At 73.9% G+C, this 19,899-nt stretch carries 15 protein-coding genes; 10 read left to right on the top strand and 5 right to left on the bottom strand.

Annotated features, from left to right (window positions below):
- Positions 1-7: 7 nt before the first annotated feature.
- Positions 8-1,474, bottom strand: coding sequence for a carboxyl transferase domain-containing protein (locus tag EV385_RS12015; protein ID WP_130509548.1), 1,467 nt, complete (start codon positions 1,472-1,474; stop codon positions 8-10).
- Between the two features lie 293 nt (positions 1,475-1,767).
- On the bottom strand, positions 1,768-2,445 hold the full coding sequence (locus EV385_RS12010; RefSeq protein ID WP_130509547.1) for a Crp/Fnr family transcriptional regulator: 678 nt from the start codon (positions 2,443-2,445) through the stop codon (positions 1,768-1,770).
- Between the two features lie 222 nt (positions 2,446-2,667).
- Between EV385_RS12010 and EV385_RS12005 the strand changes: the two genes are divergently transcribed.
- The 5 genes from EV385_RS12005 to EV385_RS11985 all read left to right on the top strand — a co-directional run bounded on the left by EV385_RS12005 (position 2,668) and on the right by EV385_RS11985 (position 7,260).
- Complete coding sequence (locus EV385_RS12005) at positions 2,668-3,849, top strand: CapA family protein (protein ID WP_130509546.1); 1,182 nt, start codon at positions 2,668-2,670, stop codon at positions 3,847-3,849.
- 106 nt (positions 3,850-3,955) lie between these two features.
- Positions 3,956-4,753: an endonuclease III gene (gene nth / locus EV385_RS12000; RefSeq protein ID WP_423203111.1), complete on the top strand. Its 798-nt coding sequence runs from the start codon at positions 3,956-3,958 to the stop codon at positions 4,751-4,753.
- A gap of 32 nt (positions 4,754-4,785) precedes the next feature.
- Entirely contained in the window at positions 4,786-5,361 is a 576-nt protein-coding gene (locus EV385_RS11995) for a TlpA family protein disulfide reductase (RefSeq protein ID WP_130509545.1), read from the top strand.
- On the top strand, positions 5,358-6,050 hold the full coding sequence (locus EV385_RS11990; RefSeq protein ID WP_242624839.1) for an NUDIX hydrolase: 693 nt from the start codon (positions 5,358-5,360) through the stop codon (positions 6,048-6,050). The genes EV385_RS11995 and EV385_RS11990 overlap by 4 nt, the downstream gene beginning before the upstream one ends.
- Before the next feature lie 31 nt (positions 6,051-6,081).
- A complete protein-coding gene (locus EV385_RS11985; protein WP_130509544.1) occupies positions 6,082-7,260 on the top strand; it encodes a MarP family serine protease in 1,179 nt (392 codons plus the stop codon).
- A 118-nt stretch (positions 7,261-7,378) separates the two neighbouring features.
- On the opposite strand, the gene mycP is transcribed toward EV385_RS11985, so the two are convergent.
- Both mycP and eccCa read right to left on the bottom strand, forming a co-directional pair.
- The gene (mycP, locus tag EV385_RS11980; RefSeq protein ID WP_242624838.1) at positions 7,379-8,662 is read right to left on the bottom strand and encodes a type VII secretion-associated serine protease mycosin; all 1,284 of its coding nucleotides are present in this window, start codon (positions 8,660-8,662) and stop codon (positions 7,379-7,381) included.
- A gap of 216 nt (positions 8,663-8,878) precedes the next feature.
- The gene (eccCa, locus tag EV385_RS11975) at positions 8,879-12,859 is read right to left on the bottom strand and encodes a type VII secretion protein EccCa (protein ID WP_130509542.1); all 3,981 of its coding nucleotides are present in this window, start codon (positions 12,857-12,859) and stop codon (positions 8,879-8,881) included.
- A gap of 175 nt (positions 12,860-13,034) precedes the next feature.
- Here eccCa and eccD point away from each other — a divergent pair, with 175 nt between their 5' ends.
- The gene (gene eccD / locus EV385_RS11970) at positions 13,035-14,474 is read left to right on the top strand and encodes a type VII secretion integral membrane protein EccD (protein WP_130509541.1); all 1,440 of its coding nucleotides are present in this window, start codon (positions 13,035-13,037) and stop codon (positions 14,472-14,474) included.
- A gap of 19 nt (positions 14,475-14,493) precedes the next feature.
- Here the strand turns inward: eccD and EV385_RS11965 are convergent, their stop codons facing one another.
- Positions 14,494-14,991: an inorganic diphosphatase gene (locus tag EV385_RS11965; RefSeq protein WP_130509540.1), complete on the bottom strand. Its 498-nt coding sequence runs from the start codon at positions 14,989-14,991 to the stop codon at positions 14,494-14,496.
- 531 nt (positions 14,992-15,522) lie between these two features.
- On the opposite strand from EV385_RS11965, the gene dacB reads away from it, so the two are divergent.
- From dacB to hpt, 4 genes are all read left to right on the top strand, one after another.
- On the top strand, positions 15,523-17,043 hold the full coding sequence (gene dacB / locus EV385_RS11960; RefSeq protein WP_130509539.1) for a D-alanyl-D-alanine carboxypeptidase/D-alanyl-D-alanine endopeptidase: 1,521 nt from the start codon (positions 15,523-15,525) through the stop codon (positions 17,041-17,043).
- A gap of 55 nt (positions 17,044-17,098) precedes the next feature.
- Positions 17,099-18,166: a zinc-dependent metalloprotease gene (locus EV385_RS11955; RefSeq protein ID WP_130509538.1), complete on the top strand. Its 1,068-nt coding sequence runs from the start codon at positions 17,099-17,101 to the stop codon at positions 18,164-18,166.
- A gap of 7 nt (positions 18,167-18,173) precedes the next feature.
- Positions 18,174-19,154 carry a tRNA lysidine(34) synthetase TilS gene (gene tilS / locus EV385_RS11950; RefSeq protein ID WP_130509537.1) on the top strand — a complete coding sequence of 327 codons (981 nt, stop codon included), beginning with the start codon at positions 18,174-18,176 and terminating at the stop codon, positions 19,152-19,154.
- 127 nt (positions 19,155-19,281) lie between these two features.
- Positions 19,282-19,857 carry a hypoxanthine phosphoribosyltransferase gene (gene hpt / locus EV385_RS11945; protein WP_130509536.1) on the top strand — a complete coding sequence of 192 codons (576 nt, stop codon included), beginning with the start codon at positions 19,282-19,284 and terminating at the stop codon, positions 19,855-19,857.
- The last annotated feature ends 42 nt before the right edge of the window (positions 19,858-19,899 follow it).

The raw sequence follows: 19,899 nt of genomic DNA, 5'->3' as shown, positions 1-19,899 counted from the left end.
TCGCCTTTCAGGGTCGGAAGACACCCACGTGCTCGGCACCCTCGACGGCCGCGCTGTGCACGGCCGAGAGGCAGAGGCCGAGCACCGTACGGGTGTCGCGGGGGTCGATGACGCCGTCGTCCGGGAGCTTCCCGACCGGGTACGGGGCGGGCCCGGACGCCTCGCCGGCCCGTTCGACCGGCCAGCTGAACAGGAACCGGGGCTCGTACGCCCGGCCGTAGATGCCGCCCGCCTCCGCGGCGGGAGTCCCGCCGATCATGAGCGTGAGGTGCGGGACCGTGGACTTGGCCACGGCATGCACCAGCGGGGCGCCGTGCCGGACGTCGGCCGCCTCGTTCGGTTCGGCCGCCGGGGCGGCGCCGGTGTACTGCAGGAACAGCAGCGAGGTGGCGGTCGCGTTGGCCAGCTGGATGAAGTGGACCGCCTTCTGGGTCTCGGCGGGGGAGAACGCCTGCCCCAGGTTGGCCAGCACCCCGACCGGGTAGCCGTGCAGCTCACCCCAGCCGGTCACCAGCGCGGTGCCCTGGGTCGGCTTGAACTCGTCGAAGTCGCTGTCGTCGAGGATGCGGGCCAGCACCTCGCGCGGTTCGAACGCGGTCGCCGGGTCGGCCGCCGCCATGGTCAGCAGGTCCTCGGGGTCGTGCCGGGGTGGCAGCGGGGGCAGGGTGCGCGGGCCCGGGCCGCGCTTGCGCCAGTTGAAGCGGCGTACGCACTGGCGGGCCAGCCGCAGCCCGTCCCGCTCGTCCTCGGCGAGCTGGTCGGCGGGGCCGGTGACGCCGGCGGGCACGGTGGGGGTGCTGCGTACCTCGGGGGCGGGGCGGCCGTTCGGCCCGGCCGCGCGGGCGGGCTGGGGGTGGATGGTGAGCACCTTCGCGTGCCCGCGCACCATGATCGTGTAGTCGGAGAGGGCCGGGAGGTAGGCGGCGTCGCCGTTGGTCGCGCCGAACACCACGCAGACCGTGGGCACCCGGTCCACGGTGAGCTGGCTCAGGTCGCGGGCGATGGCCCCGCCCGGCGGCGGCCCGGTCGGCGCGGCCGCGCCGGTCGACTCGACCAGGTTGATCAGGGGCAGGCGGTTGACCGAGGCGATCCGGGCGGCCCGCCGGATCTTCTCTACCGTGTACGGGTTGACCGCCCCGCCCTCGACGGTCGGGTCGTTGGCCACGATCACGCACTCGACGCCCTCGACCACGCCGATGCCGGTGACCACGCTCGCGCCGACGCCGAACTCGGAGCCCCACGCCGCCACCGGCGACAGCTCCAGGAACGGGCTGTCCTGGTCGAGCAGCATCTCGACGCGTTCGCGGGGTAGCAGCTTGCCGCGCGCGTGGTGCCGGGTCACGGCCTTCTCGCCGCCCCCGGCGCGCGCCTCCTCCAGCGCGGTCTCCAGCTCGGTCAGGCGCTGCAGCATGGCGCCACGGCGCTCCAGGTACGCGGGATTGCGCGGGTCGATCGCGCTGTCCAGCACGGTCATGGCGCCACCCCACCGCGTGCCGCGCCGCCCCCCACCGTCTTCAAAGCCCGCGCCCTCTCGCCGTACTGATCGCCTCTCGACCACCTCCGTAACGAGCGGCCGACCGGGTGCGACACGGATCCCGGGCGGGCCGCTTCCCGGCCAGCTCAGGCGCCTGCGGAAAACGCGAAACCACCGCCGTCGCGGACGGCCGGACCGGCCCGCGGCGACGGCGAAGGGACGCCCGTGGAGACGGCGAAGGGCCGCCCGGGTGGGCGGCCCTTCGGCGGTGGATCAGCTGGTCGTGGCGTGGTTCAGACGCGGGCGCGGCGGGCGAGCCGCTCCGGGTCGAGGATGATCACGCTCTTGCCGTCGAGGCGCAGCCAGGCGCGGGAGGCGAAGTCGGCGAGCGCCTTGTTGACCGTCTCGCGGGAGGCGCCGACGAGCTGCGCCAGCTCCTCCTGGGTCAGGTCGTGGGTCACCCGCAGCACGCCGCCGTCGCGGGTGCCGAACCGGCCCGCCATCTGGAGCAGGTTCTTCGCCACCCGGCCCGGTACGTCCGTGAAGATGAGGTCGGCCAGGGCGTCGTTGGTGCGGCGCAGGCGGCGGGCCAGCACGCGCAGCAACTGCTCGGCGATCTCGGGCCGGTTGTTCAGCCAGGGGCGCAGCGAGGACTTCTTGAGCCGGGCCAGGCGACTGTCCGTCACCGCGGTGGCCGTGGCCGTACGCGGACCGGGGTCGAACAGCGACAACTCGCCCAGCATGTCCGACGGGCCCATGATCGAGACCAGGTTCTGCCGGCCGTCGGCGGCCCGGCGACCCAGCTTGATCTTGCCGGAGAGCACGATGTACAGGCTGTCGCCGGCCTCGCCCTCGTTGAAGACGATGTCGCCCTTGCGGACCTCGATCGTGTCCATCTCCTTGGCGAGCGCCTCAGCGGCCTCCGGGTCCACACCCTGGAAGATCCCGCTGCGAGCCAGCACCTCATCCATCGCCGCACCTCCGAATGCGCCACGCCTGCGCTCGATCAGTCTAGGCGCACGCGTACGGGAAACAGGGGAGCACCCCTTGATCTAGATCCGCAGCGTAACCGGTCCGGCGGGCGACCGGTATTTCGTCGCTCATAGCGACCGACCGGTCGACCGACGGGGCGAACGACGAAGGGCCGAACGGACGTCGTGGCCGGTTGCTCCCCGACAGTATCGTCGCCATCGATGAATGCCCACCCCCCGCCGCGCAACGGGCTGTTCGGCCGCCCGATCCTCACCCTCACCATCGTGGTCGCCGCCCTGATCGGTGCGGGCCTCGGCGGTGTCGCCCTGGCCGACCGCGACTCGGGGACCGGCACGGCGCGCTGGCAGCAGCCGGCCGTCGCCGCCTCGCCGAGCGGCACCAAGCGGGCGACACCGAGCGCCGAGCCCGCCAGCGGGACCATCACCCTGTCCGCCACGGGCGACATCATCATGGGCAGCGCCCCGAACCGGCTGCCCGCGAACGGCGGCGACGGCTTCTTCGACTCGGTCGCCGAGGGCCTCAAGTCCGACCTGGTCATGGGCAATCTGGAGCAGCCGCTCACCGGCGACACCGGGGCCAGCAAGTGCGGCTCCCCGCCGCGCGCCAACTGCTTCGCGTTCCGCTCGCCCCCGGAGTACGCCCGGCACCTCAAGGAGGCCGGGTTCCAGCTGCTCAACACGGCCAACAACCACTCCAAGGACTACGGCGTGGCGGGGTACCGCAACACCGTCGCCGCGCTGGAGGACGCCGGTCTGCGGCACACCGGCGCCGAGGACCAGATCACCGTGGTGGACGTCAAGGGGGTGTCGGTCGCGGTCGTGGGCTTCTCCCCGTACGCGGGGGCGAACAACCTCAACGACCTCGACCATTCACGTACGGTGATCGAGCAGGCCAAGGAGAAGGCCGACCTGGTCGTGGTGCAGGTGCACATGGGCGCCGAGGGCTCGGACAAGAACCACGTCAAGCCGGGCAACGAGCTGTTCTTCGGGGAGAACCGGGGCGATCCGATCGCGTTCTCCCACGCGGTGATCGACGCCGGGGCGGACGTGGTGATCGGGCACGGCCCGCACGTGCTGCGCGGGATGGAGTTCTACAAGGGCAAGCTGATCGCGTACAGCCTGGGGAACTTCGCCGGGGGCGGCAAGACGCTGTCCAGCGCCGGGGTGCTGAAGTACAGCGGCATCCTGCACGTCACGCTCGGCGCGGACGGCCGGTTCGCGGGCGGGACCTTTCTGTCCACGTACCTGAACGGGGTGGGTGTCCCCACCCGGGACAGCGCGAACGAGCGCGGCCGCAAGATGGTCGCGCAGCTGTCCGCGGACGACTTCGGCGACACCGCGGCGCGGATCGCCGACGACGGCGCGATCACGCCGCCCGCCTGACGGTACGTTCGCCGAAGCTGTCGGTGCTGCGACGTACTCTTGCACCGTGACTCGTCCGCCCGCCGCCCCCGCCTCCCCCGGGCCGGCCGTTCCGGTGGGGCCGGCCGTGCTGGTGCGGTCCGCCAAACGGTTCGCGAACGAGACCCCGATCGGCCGTAAGCGGCGGGCCCGGCGGATGGCGCGGGTGCTCGCCGAGACCCACCCCGACGCCCACTGCGAGCTCGACTTCAGCAACCCGCTGGAGCTGGCGGTCGCCACGATCCTCTCCGCCCAGACCACGGACGTACGGGTCAACGAGGTCACCCCGGTCCTGTTCCGCCGCTTCCGCACGGCGGCGGACTACGCGGCCGGGGACCGGGCCGAGCTGGAGGAGATCCTGCGCCCGACCGGCTTCTTCCGGGCCAAGACGGATTCGCTCATCAAGCTGGGCGAGGCGCTGACCGAGCGGCACGGCGGGGTGGTGCCCGGCACGCTGGACGAGCTGGTCGCCCTGCCCGGCATCGGCCGCAAGACCGCGAACGTCATCCTCGGCAACGCGTTCGGGGTGCCCGGCATCACGGTCGACACCCACCTGCGCCGCCTGGCGAACCGTTTCGGCTGGGTCGCCGAGGAGGATCCGGTCAAGATCGAGTTCCAGCTCGCCGACCTGATCGAGAAGCGCGACTGGACGATGATGTCGCACCGGGTCATCTTCCACGGGCGCCGCGTCTGCCACGCCCGCAAGCCCGCCTGCGGCGCCTGCACCCTCGCCGCCTCCTGCCCGTCGTACGGCACCGGCCCCACCGAGGCGCCGGCCGCCGCGCGCCTGCTGAAGGGCCCACGGGCCCGCGAGCTCGCCGCCCAGGCCGGTGTGGACCCGGAGCTCGTCCCGGCGGCCGCCATCGTCACGCCGGAGGCGCCGTGACGGCAGGCGGCCGGGCACGATGGGCGCGACGGATGGCGGCTTCGCTCGCGCCCACGCTGGCCACGTCGCTCGCGCTGGCGGCGTGCACGGGCGAGGAGCGCGTCGCGGCGCCGCCGGGTCAGCCGTCGCCGTTCGCGGACTGCGCCGCCCTGGCCGCGCCGCCATCCGCCGGGCCGGGTTTGCCCGCCGGGGCGGCGTTGCCCGATCTGGAGCTGCCGTGCTTCACCGGGGGCGCGCCGGTGCGCCTCGCCGATCTGCGCGGGCCCGCCGTGGTCAATCTGTGGGCGTCCTGGTGCGAGCCGTGCCGCACGGAGCTGCCGGCCATGCAGCGCCTCGCCGAGGCGTCCGCCGGCCGGCTCACGGTCGTGGGTGTCGACACCGGTGACGACCGGGACGCGGCGGCCGGGTTCGCCGCGGACAAGCGGGTGACCCTGCCCACCCTCTACGACCGGGACCGGAAACTGATCACCGCCCTGGGCCGCACCACGCTGCCCGTGACGGTCTTCGTCGACGGCCAGGGCCGCGCGCGTGTCGAGCCGCTTCCGCTCGACGCCGACCGGCTCGCCGCGCGCGTACGCGACTGGACCGGCGTGACGGTGACCCCGTGACCGGGCGTGACCGGCCCCGCGGGCTGCCGGGATGGTTCGAGCCGCTGCTCTCGCGCGCCGCCACCAGCCGTACCGAGGACTTCACCCCGATCCGGCCGCCCGCCGCCGGTGGACGGCCCAGCGCCGTGCTGGTGCTGCTCGGCGAGAGCGCCCCGGGCGCGCCCGACCTGCTCGTGCTGCAGCGGGCCGCGACCATGCGCAACCACGCCGGGCAGCCCGCGTTCCCGGGCGGCGCGGCCGACCCGAGCGACCGGGACCCGGCGCACACCGCCCTGCGCGAGGCCAATGAGGAGGTCGGGCTCGATCCGGACAGCGCCACCGTGCTGGCCCTGCTGCCCCCGCTGTACATCCCGGTCAGCTCGTTCCTGGTCACCCCCGTGCTGGCCTGGTGGCATGCGCCGCATCCGGTGCACCCGCGCCAGCTCGACGAGGTGGCGCACGTGGCCCGGCTGCCCGTGGCCGAGCTGGTCGATCCCGCCAACCGGATCCGCGTCCGCCACCCGAGCGGCTGGGTCGGGCCGGCGTTCCAGGCGCGCGGGATGCTCGTCTGGGGCTTCACCGCCGGGGTCATCTCGGCACTGCTGGACATGGCCGGATGGTCCCGGCCGTGGCAGCCTGGGCGGCTCATGGATCTGCCCGCCCCGTCTCCGGCCACGCCGGGCGGCGCGCCGGACGAGGTGGTCACATGAACGCCTGGTATCCCACTTCTACGCTGAGCGGGTGCACGTGGTCGATGGAATCCTGATCCTGCTGATGCTGGTCTTCGCGATCAGCGGCTACCGGCAGGGTTTCGTCGTCGGTGCCCTGTCCTTCGGTGGCTTCTTCAGCGGGGCCCTGATCGGGTTGCAGATCGGTCCGCTGATCGCCGACCAGTTCGCCAGCGGGGCGACCCGGGTCGTGGTCTCGCTGGTGTCCATCTTCGCCCTCGCGGTGCTGGGGCAGACGCTGGCCGGCTGGTTCGGCACCCGGCTGCGGCGCTCGATCGCCAGCCGCCCGCTGCAGCGGCTCGACGACGCCGGCGGCGCGGTGGTGTCACTGGTCGCCGTGCTGCTGGTGGCGTGGCTGGTGGCGGTGCCGCTGGGTTCGTCGTCGCTGCCCTGGCTGAACCGGGAGGTCCGCAGCAGCGCGGTGCTCGGCGGCGTCAACAAGCTGATGCCCGAGCAGGCGCAGGCCCTGTCGTCGGCGCTGCGGGAGACGCTCGACACCAGCGGCTTCCCGGACGTCTTCGGCGGGCTCGCCCGCACGGAGGCCCGTGAGGTCGCCGCGCCCGATCCCGCGCTGGCGAACTCGCAGGTCGTAGCGAACTCCCGGCGTTCGGTCCTGAAGGTGCTGGGCACCGCACCGAGCTGCTCCCGGCGCATCGAGGGATCCGGATTCGTGTACGCGCCCGAGCGCGTCATGACCAACGCCCACGTCGTCGCCGGCACCCGCAGCGTCCAGGTGGAGACGGCACGCGGCAAGCTCGACGGCACCGTGGTGGTCTACGACCCGAAGCGCGACCTCGCCGTCCTGTACGTGCCGGGGCTGAGCGCGCCGGTGATGCCGTTCGTGCAGCGGCAGGCCGGCACCGGGTCCAGCGCGATCGTGCTCGGCTATCCGCTCGACGGGCCGTACAACGCCCAGTCGGCCCGGGTGCGGGAGGCCAGCCGGATCACCGGCCCGGACATCTACGACTCCGGCGACGTGACCCGGGAGATCTACACGATCCGGGCGCTGGTCCGCAGCGGCAACTCGGGCGGCCCGCTCGTCGCGCCGAACGGGCGGGTGATGGGCGTCATCTTCGCGGCCGCGGCCGACGACCGTAACGTCGGCTTCGCGCTGACCGCGAACGAGGCGGCCGGTACGGCGAAGCTCGGGGCGGAACGCACCCGCCGGGTCAGGACCGGCGACTGCGCCTGACGCGCGCAGGGCGCTGAGCGGCCCGGACCTGGTGCCGGGCGGCCGGGCCGGGTGACGGGCCGGGTCGGGCCGGGCCGGGTGACGGGCCGGGTCGGGCCGGGGCGGGTGACGGGCCGGGTCAGGTGACGTTCGCGAAGCGGCGCAGCATGGCCAGGCCGACCACTAACGACACCAGGAACAGGGCGCCCGCCGCCCACCAGCCGCGTTCGGAATGTTCGGCGGCCGGCTGGTCCGGCATCGCGGCACCCGCATTGGCGCCAGGGACCAGGGCGCCCGTGGTGCCGGGGCTGTCGTCGGGAGCCGACTGGGCCTGCCCGGAGGCGGGCGCGCTGCCGAACCGGGAGACACCCGGATCCGGGGTGTTGTCCAGCGGGTTGGTGGCCACCCACGGGACGTCGGCGGTCAGCGCCGCGGCGGGGTCCACGATCCCGTAGCCGTACGTGGCGTCGCGGCCGGGCGTACCGCGGTCCTTCGTGGTCCGGATGATCCGGTTGATCACCTCGGCGGCCGACATCGTGGGCCACCGGGAACGGATCAGCGCCGCCGTCGCGGACACCATCGGCGCGGCGAAGCTGGTGCCCTGCACCCGCCAGTACCCGTCCGGCCGGGCACCGACGAGCTGGGTGGCCGGGGCGGTCACCACCGTCTCCTTGCCCGTGATGGAGCCGGACCACAGCCCGGAGCCGTCGCGTTCCATGCCGGCGACCGCGATGACCCCGGGCTCGCGGGCCGGATACCAGACCCCGCCGGAGGGCGAGGCGCTCGCGTTGCCGGTGCAGGCCACCACAACGACGTCCCGGGCGAAGGCGTAGTCGAGCGCGGCGGCCAGCGCGGCGCTGGCGCCGTTGCCGCCGAGGGACAGGTTGATGACCCGGGCGCCGTGGTCGACCGCCCAGCGCACGCCCTTGGCCACGATCATCGCGTCGTCGTACCGGTTCTCCTCGTCCAGCACCCGGACGGGCAGGATCTTCGCCTTCGGCGCGATGCCGACCACCCCGGCGGTGTCGTCGTGGCCGGCGATGATGGCCGACACCGTGGTGCCGTGGCCGACCAGGTCGGTGTCGCCGTCACCGTCCGGGTCGACCAGGTCCAACCCGGGCAGCACCTGCCCGGCCAGGTCGACGTGCCGGGCGTCCACGCCGGAGTCGATGACCGCGACCGTCACGCCCTGGCCCGCCGAGTACGTCCACGCGCCCGCCACGTTCAGCGTCTTGAGATGCCACTGCTCGTCCCGGACGGAGTCGCCCTCCCACGGCGCGGGGGTCTCCAGGGGATTGCCGAACTCGGTGTGCGGGGCCGCTGACGCGGGCGCCGCCCACGCCGGGGCCACACATGTGCCTGCGGTGACGAGGCCGGCCAGGGCCGTGGCGACGAGCCGCCGCAACGGCCGCCGGGCGCTCACCAAGTGGCACCCCCGCGCGGAGGCGGACCGGGGTGCGGTTCTACCGCGTCGCGCCGGGGCCGGCGGGACGCGCGCAGTCGCGAACTCGTAGCGCTCACAGGTCGGCGTCGCCATTCTGATGATGGACGGTCGATGGAGGGAGATTACTCCGATTCAGCGTCTTGTCGCGGGGGTCCTTCCATGCATTCGCACCGGATGTACGTCGTCACCGCCGGATCACGAGGGTGGCAGGTGCGCCAACTGGATCAGCCGCACCCCCTCCCGCCTGGTCAGCAGCCGCCCGCGACCCGGCGGCAGCGCGGTCGGCTTGACCGGGCCGAGCAGGGCGCCCTCGTCCGCCGGGCCGGACATCACCAGGCCGGGCGCGGACAGTTCACGCAGGCGCTGGATGACCGGCTCGTACAGCGAACGGCTGGCGCCGCCCGCGCGGCGGGTGACGATCAGGTGCAGGCCGACGTCGCGGGCCTGCGGCAGGTATTCGAGCAGCGGCTGCAGCGGGTTGGTCGGCCCGGACGCCACCAGGTCGTAGTCGTCGACCAGCACGAACAGTTCCGGACCCTGCCACCACGAGCGGTCCCGCAGCTGCTGGGCGGTCACCTCGGGGCCGGGCAGGCGCCGCTCCATGTACCCGGCCACGGACTCCATCAGGTCCTGCGTCTTCTGCGCCTGGATGCCGTACCCGATGCGGTGTTCGGTCTCCGGCAGGTCCATCAGGCTGCGCCGGTAGTCGACCAGGATGATCCGGGCCTCCTCGGGGGTGAACCGGCGCATCACGGTCGTGGCCAGCGCCCGCAGGAACGACGACTTGCCGCACTCGGCGTCGCCGAAGAGCAGGAAGTGCGGGTCGGTCGCGAAGTCGATCTCGACCGGCCGCAGGTCCGCCTCGGAGATGCCGATCGGCAGCCGCAGCCCGGAGCTGCGGGACAGATCCAGCTCGGCGTACGGCAGGCTGGCCGGCAGCAGCCGGACCCGCGGGGCGATCGGTCCACGCCAGTTCGCGGCGATCGCCTTGACCAGCGCCCCGGTGTCGCCCAGCGAGTTCACCTCGGGGCGCACGGTCAGCAGGTGCAGGCTCTTGTTCTTGTCCGTGGGATGCTCGACGATGCCCCGGCCGGGCCGCTCCGGGACCCCGGTCGCCGCCCGACGGTTGATCATCGAGTCGGTGGGGTCGCCGAGGCGCAGCTCCAGCCGCGATCCGAACAGGTCACGGATCGCCGGGCGGAAGTCCATCCAGCGCGTCGCGGTGGCCACGACGTGGATGCCGTACGACAGGCCGCGGGTGGCGATGTCGGTGATGACCGGTTCGAGCTCCTCGTAGTCCTTCCGCAGGGTCGCCCAGCCGTCCACGATCAGGAACACGTCGCCGAACGGGTCGGCGGCCGTGTCCGTGCCCGTGCCCAGCGCGTTCGCCCGCCGCCGCCGGTACGAGGCCATCGAGTCGATGCCCAGCTCCGCGAAGCGCTGCTCCCGCTCGGCCAGCAGGGTGAGCATCTCGCCGACCGTACGGCGCACCCCGACCGCGTCGAGGCGCCCGGACACGCCGCCGACGTGCGGCAGGTCCCGCAGCGTGCCCAGCGAGCCGCCGCCGAAGTCGAGACAGTAGACCTGAACCTCGGCCGGGGTGTGGGTCAGCGCGAGCCCGCAGACGAGCGAGCGCAGCGCGGTGGACTTGCCGCTCAGCGTGCTGCCCACCACCGCCACGTGTCCCGCCGCCCCGGCCAGCGGCAGCCACATGACGTCGCGGACCTGCTCGCGCGGCTTGTCGATGAGCGCGATCGGGACCTGCAGCGCGCCGTGCAGCTCCGGATTGGCGAACACCAGCCCGCGCACCGGGTCCGCGGTGACCGGGCCGAGCAGCTCGTCGAGCGCCGCCGACTGGTTCAGCGGCGGCAGCCACACCTGGTGCGCGGGTGGGCCCTGCCCGTTGAGGCGGTCCACCATGATGTCCAGCAGGCTCTCGCCGGCCGGGACCTCCGCCGGCTTCGGCTGGGCGGGCACGACCGGCTTGGGCGCGGGCACGTAGTGCGTCGAGTACGGCAGGATCTCCGGCGGGGTGCCGTCACCGGCGGCGCCCGGTCCCCGCGTGCCGCTCTGGCGGAACGCGCCGGAGACGTACGCGGCCTTGAACCGCACCAGCGGCTCGGTGCCGAACTTCAGGTAGCCGTGCCCGGGTGAGCGGGGCAGCTCGTACGCGTCGGGCACGCCGAGCACCGCCCGGGACTCCAGCGCCGAGAAGGTCCGCAGACCGATCCGGTAGGACAGGTGAGTGTCCAGCCCGCGCAGCCGCCCCTCCTCGAGGCGCTGGCTGGCCAGCAGCAGGTGCACGCCCAGCGAGCGGCCCAGCCGTCCGATCTGGACGAAGAGGTCGATGAAGTCCGGCTTGGCGGACAGCAGCTCGGAGAACTCGTCGCAGACCACCAGCAGCGACGGCAGCGGTGGCAGCGCGGCCCCACCGGCCCGGGCCTTCTCGTAGTCGCGCAGGCTGGCGTAGTTGCCCGCCTTGCGCAGCAGCTCCTGGCGCCGGACCAGCTCGCCGTCGATCGCGTCCACCATGCGGTCGACCAGCGGCAGCTCGTCGGCGAGGTTGGTGATGACCGCGGCGGTGTGCGGCAGCCGGTCCAGCGAGGCGAACGTCGCGCCGCCCTTGAAGTCGACCAGGACGAAGTTCAGCGACTCGGACGAATGGGTCGTGGCGAGCGCGAGCACGAGCGTACGCAGAAGCTCTGACTTTCCGGAGCCGGTGGCGCCGATCAGCAGGCCGTGCGGGCCCATGCCGTCCTGGGCGGACTCCTTGAGGTCGAGCTCGACCGGGCCGCCGTCGGCGCCCATGCCGATCGGCACCCGCAGCCGGTCCCGGTTGGGCCGGGGCAGCCAGCTCTGCGCCACGCTGAACGTGTCCGGGTCGGCGATGCCGAGCAGTTCCGCCAGCCCCATCTCGGCGGCCAGCGGGGTGTCCGACGACTTCGACATGGCCGCCAGCCGCAGCGGGGACAGCCGCCGGGCCACCGCCTCCGCCTGCTCCTCGGTCAGCTGGTCCGGCGTGCCGACGTCGGCGGCCGAGTCCATCGCGTACGTGTGCAGCTCGGGTTTGGCGCCCGCGGCGGTGCGCACCTCCAGCACGAGCAGCGAGCGGTCCAGCAGCCGGGGCGGCTGCTCGTCCAGGTCGAGCACGGTGACGCCGTCGATGCCGTCGTCGAGCTGGGTGGCGCCCTTGAGGTCGGCGCCGTCCAGGACGATCACCACGTGCGGGCCGGTGCTGCTGCCACCGGCCGGGTTGAACCGGTGCCGGCTGCCGATCACGTCTTCGAGCAGCTTCTCCAGGTCGGGGCCGGAGCTGGCGACGAGCCGGACCGGGCCGAGCGCGTCCGTCCGGGACGGGTGCAGGTTGTGCGGCAGCCACTTCACCCACTCCCACGCCGCCCGGCGTTCCGGGCCGGCGCAGACCGCGACGATCAGGTCGTCCGGCGCGTGGAACACCGCGAGCTGGGTGAGCACCGCGCGGGTCAGGGCGCGCGCGTCCGCGTCCGCGCCCGTGCCGTGCCCGCGCAGGAATACCCGCGCGAAGCCGCGCAGCGACACCGCCACCGGCAGGTCCGGCACCACCGAGTACGCGTCCAGGAAGCGGCGCAGCGCCCCCGCGGTCATCGGCTCCAGGTCCTCCAGCGGCCGGGTCACCGGCGGTACCAGCGGGGTGGCCAGGGTCTGCGGGCCGACCGCCAGCCGTACCACCCCGAAGTCGGGATCGGCGGGGCGCCGCTCCCACACCCGGTGGCTGGCCGCCGTGGACCACAGCTGCGTCGGGTTCGGGTGCCGGTAGTACAGGCCGGTGCGCTGCTTGCCGGCGGTCTCCCGGACCCGGCGGCGCAGCCCGGCGAGGTGGCGCAGGTACTCGCGGCGGGCGGCCATCATCTCCGCCTTCTTCGGCGAGCCGTTGCTGCCGAACGAGGTGGCCATCATCGCCACCGACGAGATGCCGAACAGGCCGCCGACCACGTACGAGAAGGCTCCGCCCTTGCCCTGGCTCATCATCATCGCCATCGCGACGGAGCCGCCCAGCATGGGCAGCGCCATCAGGGCCTGCTGCCAGCGGCCCCCGGCGGCCTGGGGGATCTCCGGTGGCGCGTCGACCGCGAGCTCACCCGTCGGGATCTCCGGCGCCGGACGCCGGGCACCCCGCTTGATCACCACCGTGCTCATGTGTGCAGACAGTCCCTTCGCCCCGTCCGCGGGCGGTCACCGGGCACCGCGGTCGGCCCAGGATAGGTAAAGTGCCCTCCGTTCCGCAGCCCTCGGCGACACCGATCGGGGCGACGGCAGGCCCGAGTGCCCTGGCGAAGTGGGGGTGCGAGCGCATGCGAAAGGTTGGCACAACATGACGGTGGGTCTTGCTCGGGTCACGATCAGTGCGCCCCAGCGCCGGGTCGATGTCGCGCTGCCCGAACACGTTCCGCTGGCGGAGCTGCTGCCCGAGGTGCTGCGGCACGCCGGGGAGGGGCTGGCCGACGACGGCGAGAAGCACGGCGGCTGGCTGCTGCGCCGTACCGACGGGGTGGCGCTGACCACCGCGCAGGGCCTGTTCCCGCAGGGTGTGCGCGACGGCGAGGTGCTGCACCTCGTGCCCGCCCGCGAACAGTGGCCGGAGCTGGAATACGACGACGTCGTCGAGGCGGTCGCCGAGGGGGCCCGCCGCCGTGGCACGGTCTGGAGTCCGGCCGCGACCCGTGCGGCGACCCTGGCCGGTGGTGCCGTACTGCTGGCGCTCGGCCTGCTGGCGGTGCTCTCCGCCGGTCCGCGGTGGCCCGGTTCGGCGTTCGTCGGGCTCGGGGTCGCGGTGCTGCTCACCCTGGCGGGCGTGACCGCCTCCCGGGCGTACGGGGACGCGCAGGCGGGCGCCGCGCTGGGCGCCTGCGCCCTGCCGTACGCGTTCGCGGGCGGCGCGGTGCTGGTCGCCACGGAGGCCGGTGACCGGGTCGGGGTGCTCGGGATCCTGCCGTGGCTCGGCGGCCCGGAACTGCTGGCCGGTGCGGCGGCGCTGCTGCTGGCGGCCGTACTCGGCGGGGTGGGGGTGGCGGCCGCGCGCCGGCTGTTCACGGCGGGTGCCACGGTCGGGCTGCTGGCGGCGCTGGCCGCCGCGCTGAGCATGGTCACGTCCGCCGCCGGTGCGGCCGCCGTGCTGCTGTCCGTGCTGGTCTGCGGGATCGGCGCGCTCCCGCTGCTGGCGATCAGGTTCGGCAAGATGCCGACGCCGCCGGTGACCCTGCCCGCGAGCGGGGAGGCGGCCGAGGGCTTCACCGCGGCCGCCCCGGCCGGGGTGCTGGATGCGGCGCGGGAGCGGCCGGGACGGGCCGTCGTGTTCGCCGCCGTGGCCCGCACCGAGGAACTGCTGGCGGGGATGCTGCTGGGCCACGCGGTGCTGGCGGCCGGAGCGTTCACCGTGCTGGCGGCCGACGGCTCCGGGTCGGCGCGGCTGCTGGTCGCGGTCAGCGCGGCGGCGCTGCTGCTGCGGTCGCGGCTGTTCGTCACGCTGCGCCAGCGGGTGCCGCTGTTGTTCGCGGGCCTGTTCGGGGTCGCGGCGCTCGGGGTGGACCTGCTGTGGGGTGCCGACGCGGGGCTGCTGCTGGCGGTTAGCGGGGCGGCGTTCGTGCTCGCGCTCATCACGGTGGCGGCCGGCGCGACGTACTCGCGCCGGCCGCCCTCGCCGTATCTGGGCCGCGCCGCCGACCTGCTCGACACGCTCGTGGTGGTGTCGGTGATCCCGGTGGCGTGCGCCGTGGTGGGCCTCTACGGCCTGGTCGCAGACATCAAGCTCTAGGCCAGGCCGTTGCCGGGGATCAGTCCTCGTGGTGCTCGGCGGCCTCGGCGCGCTTGAACGACTCCCGGATCTCCTCCTCGGCGTCGACCCGGCCCACCCAGGTGGCGCCCTCGACGGACTTGCCGGGCTCCAGGTCCTTGTAGACCGTGAAGAAGTGCTGGATCTCCATCCGGTCGAACTCGCCGAGGTGGTGGATGTCGCGCAGGTGCTCCTGGCGCGGGTCCTCGTAGGGCACGCACAGGACCTTGTCGTCGCGGCCCTTCTCGTCGGTCATGCGGTACATGCCGATTGCGCGGGCGCGGACCAGGCAGCCCGGGAAGGTGGGCTCCTGGATCAGTACGAGCGCGTCCAGGGGGTCGCCGTCCTGGCCGAGCGTGCCCTCGATGTACCCGTAGTCGGCCGGGTACTGGGTCGCGGTGAAGAGGGTCCGGTCCAGCCGGATCCGGCCGGTCTTGTGGTCGACCTCATACTTGTTCCGCTGACCCTTGGGGATCTCAACCAAAACGTCGAAATCCATGATGTGCTCCCTTGTTCGTCCCGCGCTGGACCCGGCGGGTGGCCGGCGGCGGGAGCGGGACACGCAGGGGCCCACAGGATCCGCGCGCAACGGTGTGCCGGATGACAGTAGTCTCCCCTAAGTCTGCAGCCGGATCGAAGGAGGGGGCCTGTGGGGAGGCAAGATTCACAGCACGGCCACGCCGCCGAGCCGCCCCGACCTGGGCAGGCCCCGGCCGGCCGGGCCAGCGTGCCGGTCCCACCGCCCCCCGCCTCGCCGACTGTCGTCCCGCCGGTTGGACCGCGGGACGCGGCGCCGGCGCCGCAGTTTCCGCCGTCCGTAGCGCATTTTCCGGGGCAATCCCGGCAGCAGCCCGGCGGCGCGCCGCCGGGCGGGGGAAATCCTCCGGCAGGTGCCGCCGGCCGGGCGGCTGTTCCCCCGGCTGCGGGGCGTGCCGTGGTTCCGCCGGTCGGTGGAACGGCCCCCGTGCCCGCGACGACCGGCCGAGCCACGGTTCAACCTCCCGGCCCCACCGCGCCCGCCGGTTCGGCCATGAATGGCGGCCCGGGTCACCCGTTCGCACCGGCGGCGGAGGTTCCGGCCGCCCGCCCGGTTCCGCCCGTCGCTGCGGGCGGGACGCGCACGGGCCGGCGTACCGTCCTGATTTCGGCGCTGGCGGCCGTGCTCCTGCTGGTGGTCGCGGCCGCGACCGTCCTGGTCGCCCGGCCCGGCCCGGTACGCGGCTGGCTCGCGGCCGACCCGACCGCGCGGGCCACGGCGCCCGCCACGCCCGAGCCCAGCCCCACGCCGGTGCTGCGCGCCGCCGATGCCGAGGCCCCCGCGCCCTCGGCGGCCGGGGTGCAGGACGCGCTGGCGTCCCTGGTGAAGGCGCCGGCGCTCGGCTCGCGGGTGAACGTCTCCGTGGTGGACGCGGCCACCGGGGAGGCGCTGTTCGAGCAGAACGCCGACGCGATGACCATCCCGGCCTCGACCACCAAGCTGATCACGGCGGCCACCGTCCTCGCGGCACGCGGGCCCGCCTACCGGCTGAGCACCCGCGCGGTGGCCGGTGCCAAGCCGGGCGAGGTGGTGATCGTCGGTGGCGGCGACCCGACGCTGGCGGTCAACGGCAAGGGCCAGTTCCCCGGCGCGGCCCGCCTCGACCGCCTCGCCGCCCAGGTGCGCAAGGCCCTCGGTGACACGAAGCCGACCCGGGTGGTGGTGGACACCTCGCTGTTCACCGGCCCCACCACGGCGACCGGCTGGAGCCAGAGCCTGATCGCGCCCGAGGGCCAGGTCGCGGCGATCCAGTCGCTGATGACCAACGCGGGCCGGATCAAGCCGGTGCACAACGAGTTCGGCGGCGACCCCCGCTACAGCGATCCCGCCATGTCGGCGGCGCGGGCGTTCGCGGCGCAGCTCGGCGTGCCGGCCGGCGCGGTCAGCCGGGGCAAGGCCCCCACCGCCGGGGCCTCCGCTGGGCCCGATCAGGCGGTCGCGCCCGGCACGGAGCTGGGCGCGGTGCAGTCGCCGCCGCTGGTGCACGTACTCGACTGGATGCTGGAGCAGAGCGACAACGTCATCGCCGAGGCCATGGGCCGCCAGGTCGCGCTGGCCGCGGGCAAGCCCGCGACCTTCGAGGGCGCGACCGAGGCGATGATCGCCAAGCTGGGCGAGCTGGGCCTGCCCACCGACGAGACCAATCTGTCCGACGCCAGCGGCCTGTCCCGCAAGAACGGCATCAGCCCGGCCCTGCTCACCAAGCTGCTGGCGTTCGCCGCGGGCGGTAAGCAGCCCGCGCTGAGCAGCCTCTTCGGCGGCCTGCCGGTGGCGGGCTGGTCCGGCACCCTGCAGACCCGGTTCGTCACGCCCAGCCCGAACCGCGTCGGGCAGGGCATCGTCCGCGCCAAGACCGGCTCGCTCAACGGGGTCAACACGATGGCCGGCGAGCTGGTGACCAAGGACGGGCGGCTGCTGGTCTTCGCGTTCATGGCGGACGCCACCGGGGACGCCGTACCGGCCCGGGCGGCGCTGGACCGGATGGCCGCCCGGCTCGTCGACTGCGGCTGCTGATCTCCGGGTTTTCTCCGGAGCTGTGCCCTGGCCCCGCGCGGGTACGGTGGTGGGCATGGCGCAGTTCGTGGACTGGGACCTGGCCGCCGCCACCGCGGGCGCCCTGTCGAAGTCGGGCCCCGCGGTGTCCTACGAGGAGGCCACGCAGGTCGTGGCGCAGTTGCGGGAGTTGACCGACGAGGCCGCCGAGCACGTCGCGGCGTACACGGGGTTGGTTCCGCAGGTCGAGGTGCCGGCGGTGCGGGTGGTGGACCGCAAGGACTGGGCCGCCGTGAACATCACCGGGCTGAAGCAGGTCATCGTGCCGTTGGCCAGCCGCATCACCGGGGACAATCCGCCGGGCGCGGTCGCCGACGCGATCGGCTCGCGGCTGACCGGGGTGCAGGCCGGTACGGTGCTGGCGTACCTGTCCGGCCGCGTCCTCGGGCAGTACGAGGTCTTCACCGACGATCCGGGCCAGCTGCTGCTCAACGCCCCGAACATCGTCGAGGTGGAACGCAAGATCCAGGCCGACCCGCGCGACTTCCGGCTCTGGGTGTGCCTGCACGAGGTCACCCACCGCACCCAGTTCACCGCCGTTCCGTGGATGCGCGGGTACTTCCTCGGTGAGGTGCAGGCGTTCGTCGACGCCTCACAGAGCGGCGAGCACATCCTCGAACGGCTGCGCCGCGGCATCGCGACCCTCTCGGACGTGCTGCGCGACTCGGAGAGCCACTCCTCGGTGCTGGATCTCGTGCAGACGCCGGCGCAGAAGGCCGTGCTGGACCGGCTGACCGCGCTGATGACGCTGCTGGAGGGGCACGCCGAGTTCGTGATGGACGGTGTCGGCCCCGAGGTCATCCCGTCGGTCGAGTCGATCCGCGCCAAGTTCAACCAGCGCCGGGCCAGCGGCAACCCGCTGGAGAAGGCGATCCGGCGGCTGCTCGGCATCGAGGTCAAGATGCGCCAGTACGCCGAGGGCCGCAAGTTCGTGCACGGCGTCGTGGAGCGCGTCGGGATGGCCGGGTTCAACAAGGTGTTCAGCTCCCCGCTGACCCTGCCCCGGCTGGACGAGCTGAACGACCCGGACGCCTGGGTGGCGCGGGTGCACGGCCCGGCCGGGTCGCTGCCGCCGGCCGGCTGACCGCGCCGTGGCGCGGATCTCGGCCCCGGTGGCCGCCGTGCGGCAGGCGGTGCGGGCCGCGCTGGGCGGGCTGCCCCGGGGCGCCCGCGTGCTGGTGGCGTGTTCGGGCGGCGCCGATTCGCTGGCCCTGGCGGCCGCGACCGCGTTCGTGGCGCCACGGTTCGGCCTGGAAGCGGGGCTCGTCACGGTCGACCACGGTCTGCAGGAGGGCTCGGCCGAGCGGGCCGCCCGGGTGGCGGCGTGGGGCCGCGTCACCGGGTTCGACCCGGTCGAGGTCGCCACGGTCGAGGTGGCCGGTCCCGGTGGCCCCGAGGCCGCCGCCCGGTCCGCCCGCTACGCCGCGCTGGACGACGCGGCGCTGCGGTGGGACGCCGTGGCGGTGCTGCTCGGGCACACCCGTGACGACCAGGCGGAGACGGTGCTGCTGGCGCTGGCGCGCGGGGCGGGGCCGCGCGGGCTGGCCGGGATGCCCGCGCGCCGGGGCCGGCTGCTGCGGCCGCTGCTGGGGGTGCCCCGGGCGGACACCCGCAAGGCGTGCGCGGCGCTGGGGCTGAGCCCGTGGGAGGACCCGCACAACGCCGACTTCGCGTACGCCCGGTCCCGGGTGCGTGGCCAGGCTCTGCCCGCGCTGGTCGCGGCGCTGGGTCCGGCCGTGGTGGACAACCTGGCCCGGACGGCCGAACTCCTGGCGGCGGACACGGCCGCGCTGGACGCGCTGGCCGCCACGGCGCTGGCCGCCGCTCGTACGGAAAAGGGCCTGTCCGTGGCGGCGCTGGCCGCGCTGGATCCGGCGGTGCGCAGCCGGGTGCTGCACGCGTGGGCCCGCGAGCTGGGCGCGCCCGGCGGCGCGCTGTCGCAGAAGCACGTGGCCGCGCTCGACGCCCTCGTCGTGTGCTGGCACGGGCAGGGTGCCGCACACCTGCCCGGTGGTGCGGCGGTCGCACGGCGTAAGGGACTACTCGTCCGGGTGGAGTCCGACCCACTGTGACGGTTGTCACGATCCGGGGGGATTTTCGGTCAGACGGGTCGGATCCAGGCGATACGCGACCGCATCAGGGCCCTGGAGCGCCGACCCGTTGGCCGCGATCGCGGCGCCATGCGGCAGGCTAGGGGCCATGGCTGAGGGCTCCTGGTACCACGCCGACATCGACCGCGTGATCATCTCCGAGGAGCAGATCCGCGAGAAGACCGCCGAGCTGGCCAAGCAGGTCTCGGCGGACCATGCCGACGCCGAGGGCGGCCTGCTGCTGGTCTGCGTGCTCAAGGGCGCGGTGATGTTCATGGCCGACTTCGCCCGGGCGCTGGGGCGGCACGGCCCGTCCGCCGAGATGGAGTTCATGGCGGTTTCGTCGTACGGCTCGGGGACCACGTCGTCCGGGGTGGTGCGCATCCTCAAGGACCTGGACCGCGACATCGCCGGCCGGCACGTGATCGTGGTCGAGGACATCGTGGACTCCGGACTGACGCTGTCCTGGCTGATGAAGTACCTGCAGTCCCGTTCGCCCGCGAGCGTCGAGGTGGTGGCGCTGTTCCGCAAGCCCGACGCGGTCAAGGTGCCCGTGCCGGTGCGCTACGTCGGCTTCGACATCCCCAACGAGTTCGTGGTCGGGTACGGCCTGGACTTCGCCGAGCGCTACCGCGAGCTTCCGTACGTGGGGATTCTGCGCCCCGAGGTCTACGCCCGTAGCTGAACGCGCTCCCAGCGGACTCACAGAAACCGGCCCGCGCCCACC

It is taken from the genome of Krasilnikovia cinnamomea (assembly GCF_004217545.1).
GTDB lineage: Bacteria > Actinomycetota > Actinomycetes > Mycobacteriales > Micromonosporaceae > Actinoplanes > Actinoplanes cinnamomeus.
This window is presented reverse-complemented; position numbering and strand designations above follow the sequence as displayed.

Bases quoted from the DNA above. Each gene is read 5' to 3' on its own strand.
- EV385_RS11955 (WP_130509538.1), top strand. From the start codon at position 17,099: ATGGCGCAGTTCGTGGACTGGGACCTGGCCGCCGCCACCGCGGGCGCC.
- EV385_RS11995 (WP_130509545.1), top strand. From the start codon at position 4,786: ATGGCGGCTTCGCTCGCGCCCACGCTGGCCACGTCGCTCGCGCTGGCG.
- EV385_RS12005 (WP_130509546.1), top strand. From the start codon at position 2,668: ATGAATGCCCACCCCCCGCCGCGCAACGGGCTGTTCGGCCGCCCGATC.
- hpt (WP_130509536.1), top strand. From the start codon at position 19,282: ATGGCTGAGGGCTCCTGGTACCACGCCGACATCGACCGCGTGATCATC.
- EV385_RS12015 (WP_130509548.1), bottom strand. From the start codon at position 1,474: ATGACCGTGCTGGACAGCGCGATCGACCCGCGCAATCCCGCGTACCTG.
- EV385_RS12010 (WP_130509547.1), bottom strand. From the start codon at position 2,445: ATGGATGAGGTGCTGGCTCGCAGCGGGATCTTCCAGGGTGTGGACCCG.
- dacB (WP_130509539.1), top strand. From the start codon at position 15,523: ATGAATGGCGGCCCGGGTCACCCGTTCGCACCGGCGGCGGAGGTTCCG.
- eccD (WP_130509541.1), top strand. From the start codon at position 13,035: ATGACGGTGGGTCTTGCTCGGGTCACGATCAGTGCGCCCCAGCGCCGG.
- EV385_RS11965 (WP_130509540.1), bottom strand. From the start codon at position 14,991: ATGGATTTCGACGTTTTGGTTGAGATCCCCAAGGGTCAGCGGAACAAG.
- eccCa (WP_130509542.1), bottom strand. From the start codon at position 12,859: ATGAGCACGGTGGTGATCAAGCGGGGTGCCCGGCGTCCGGCGCCGGAG.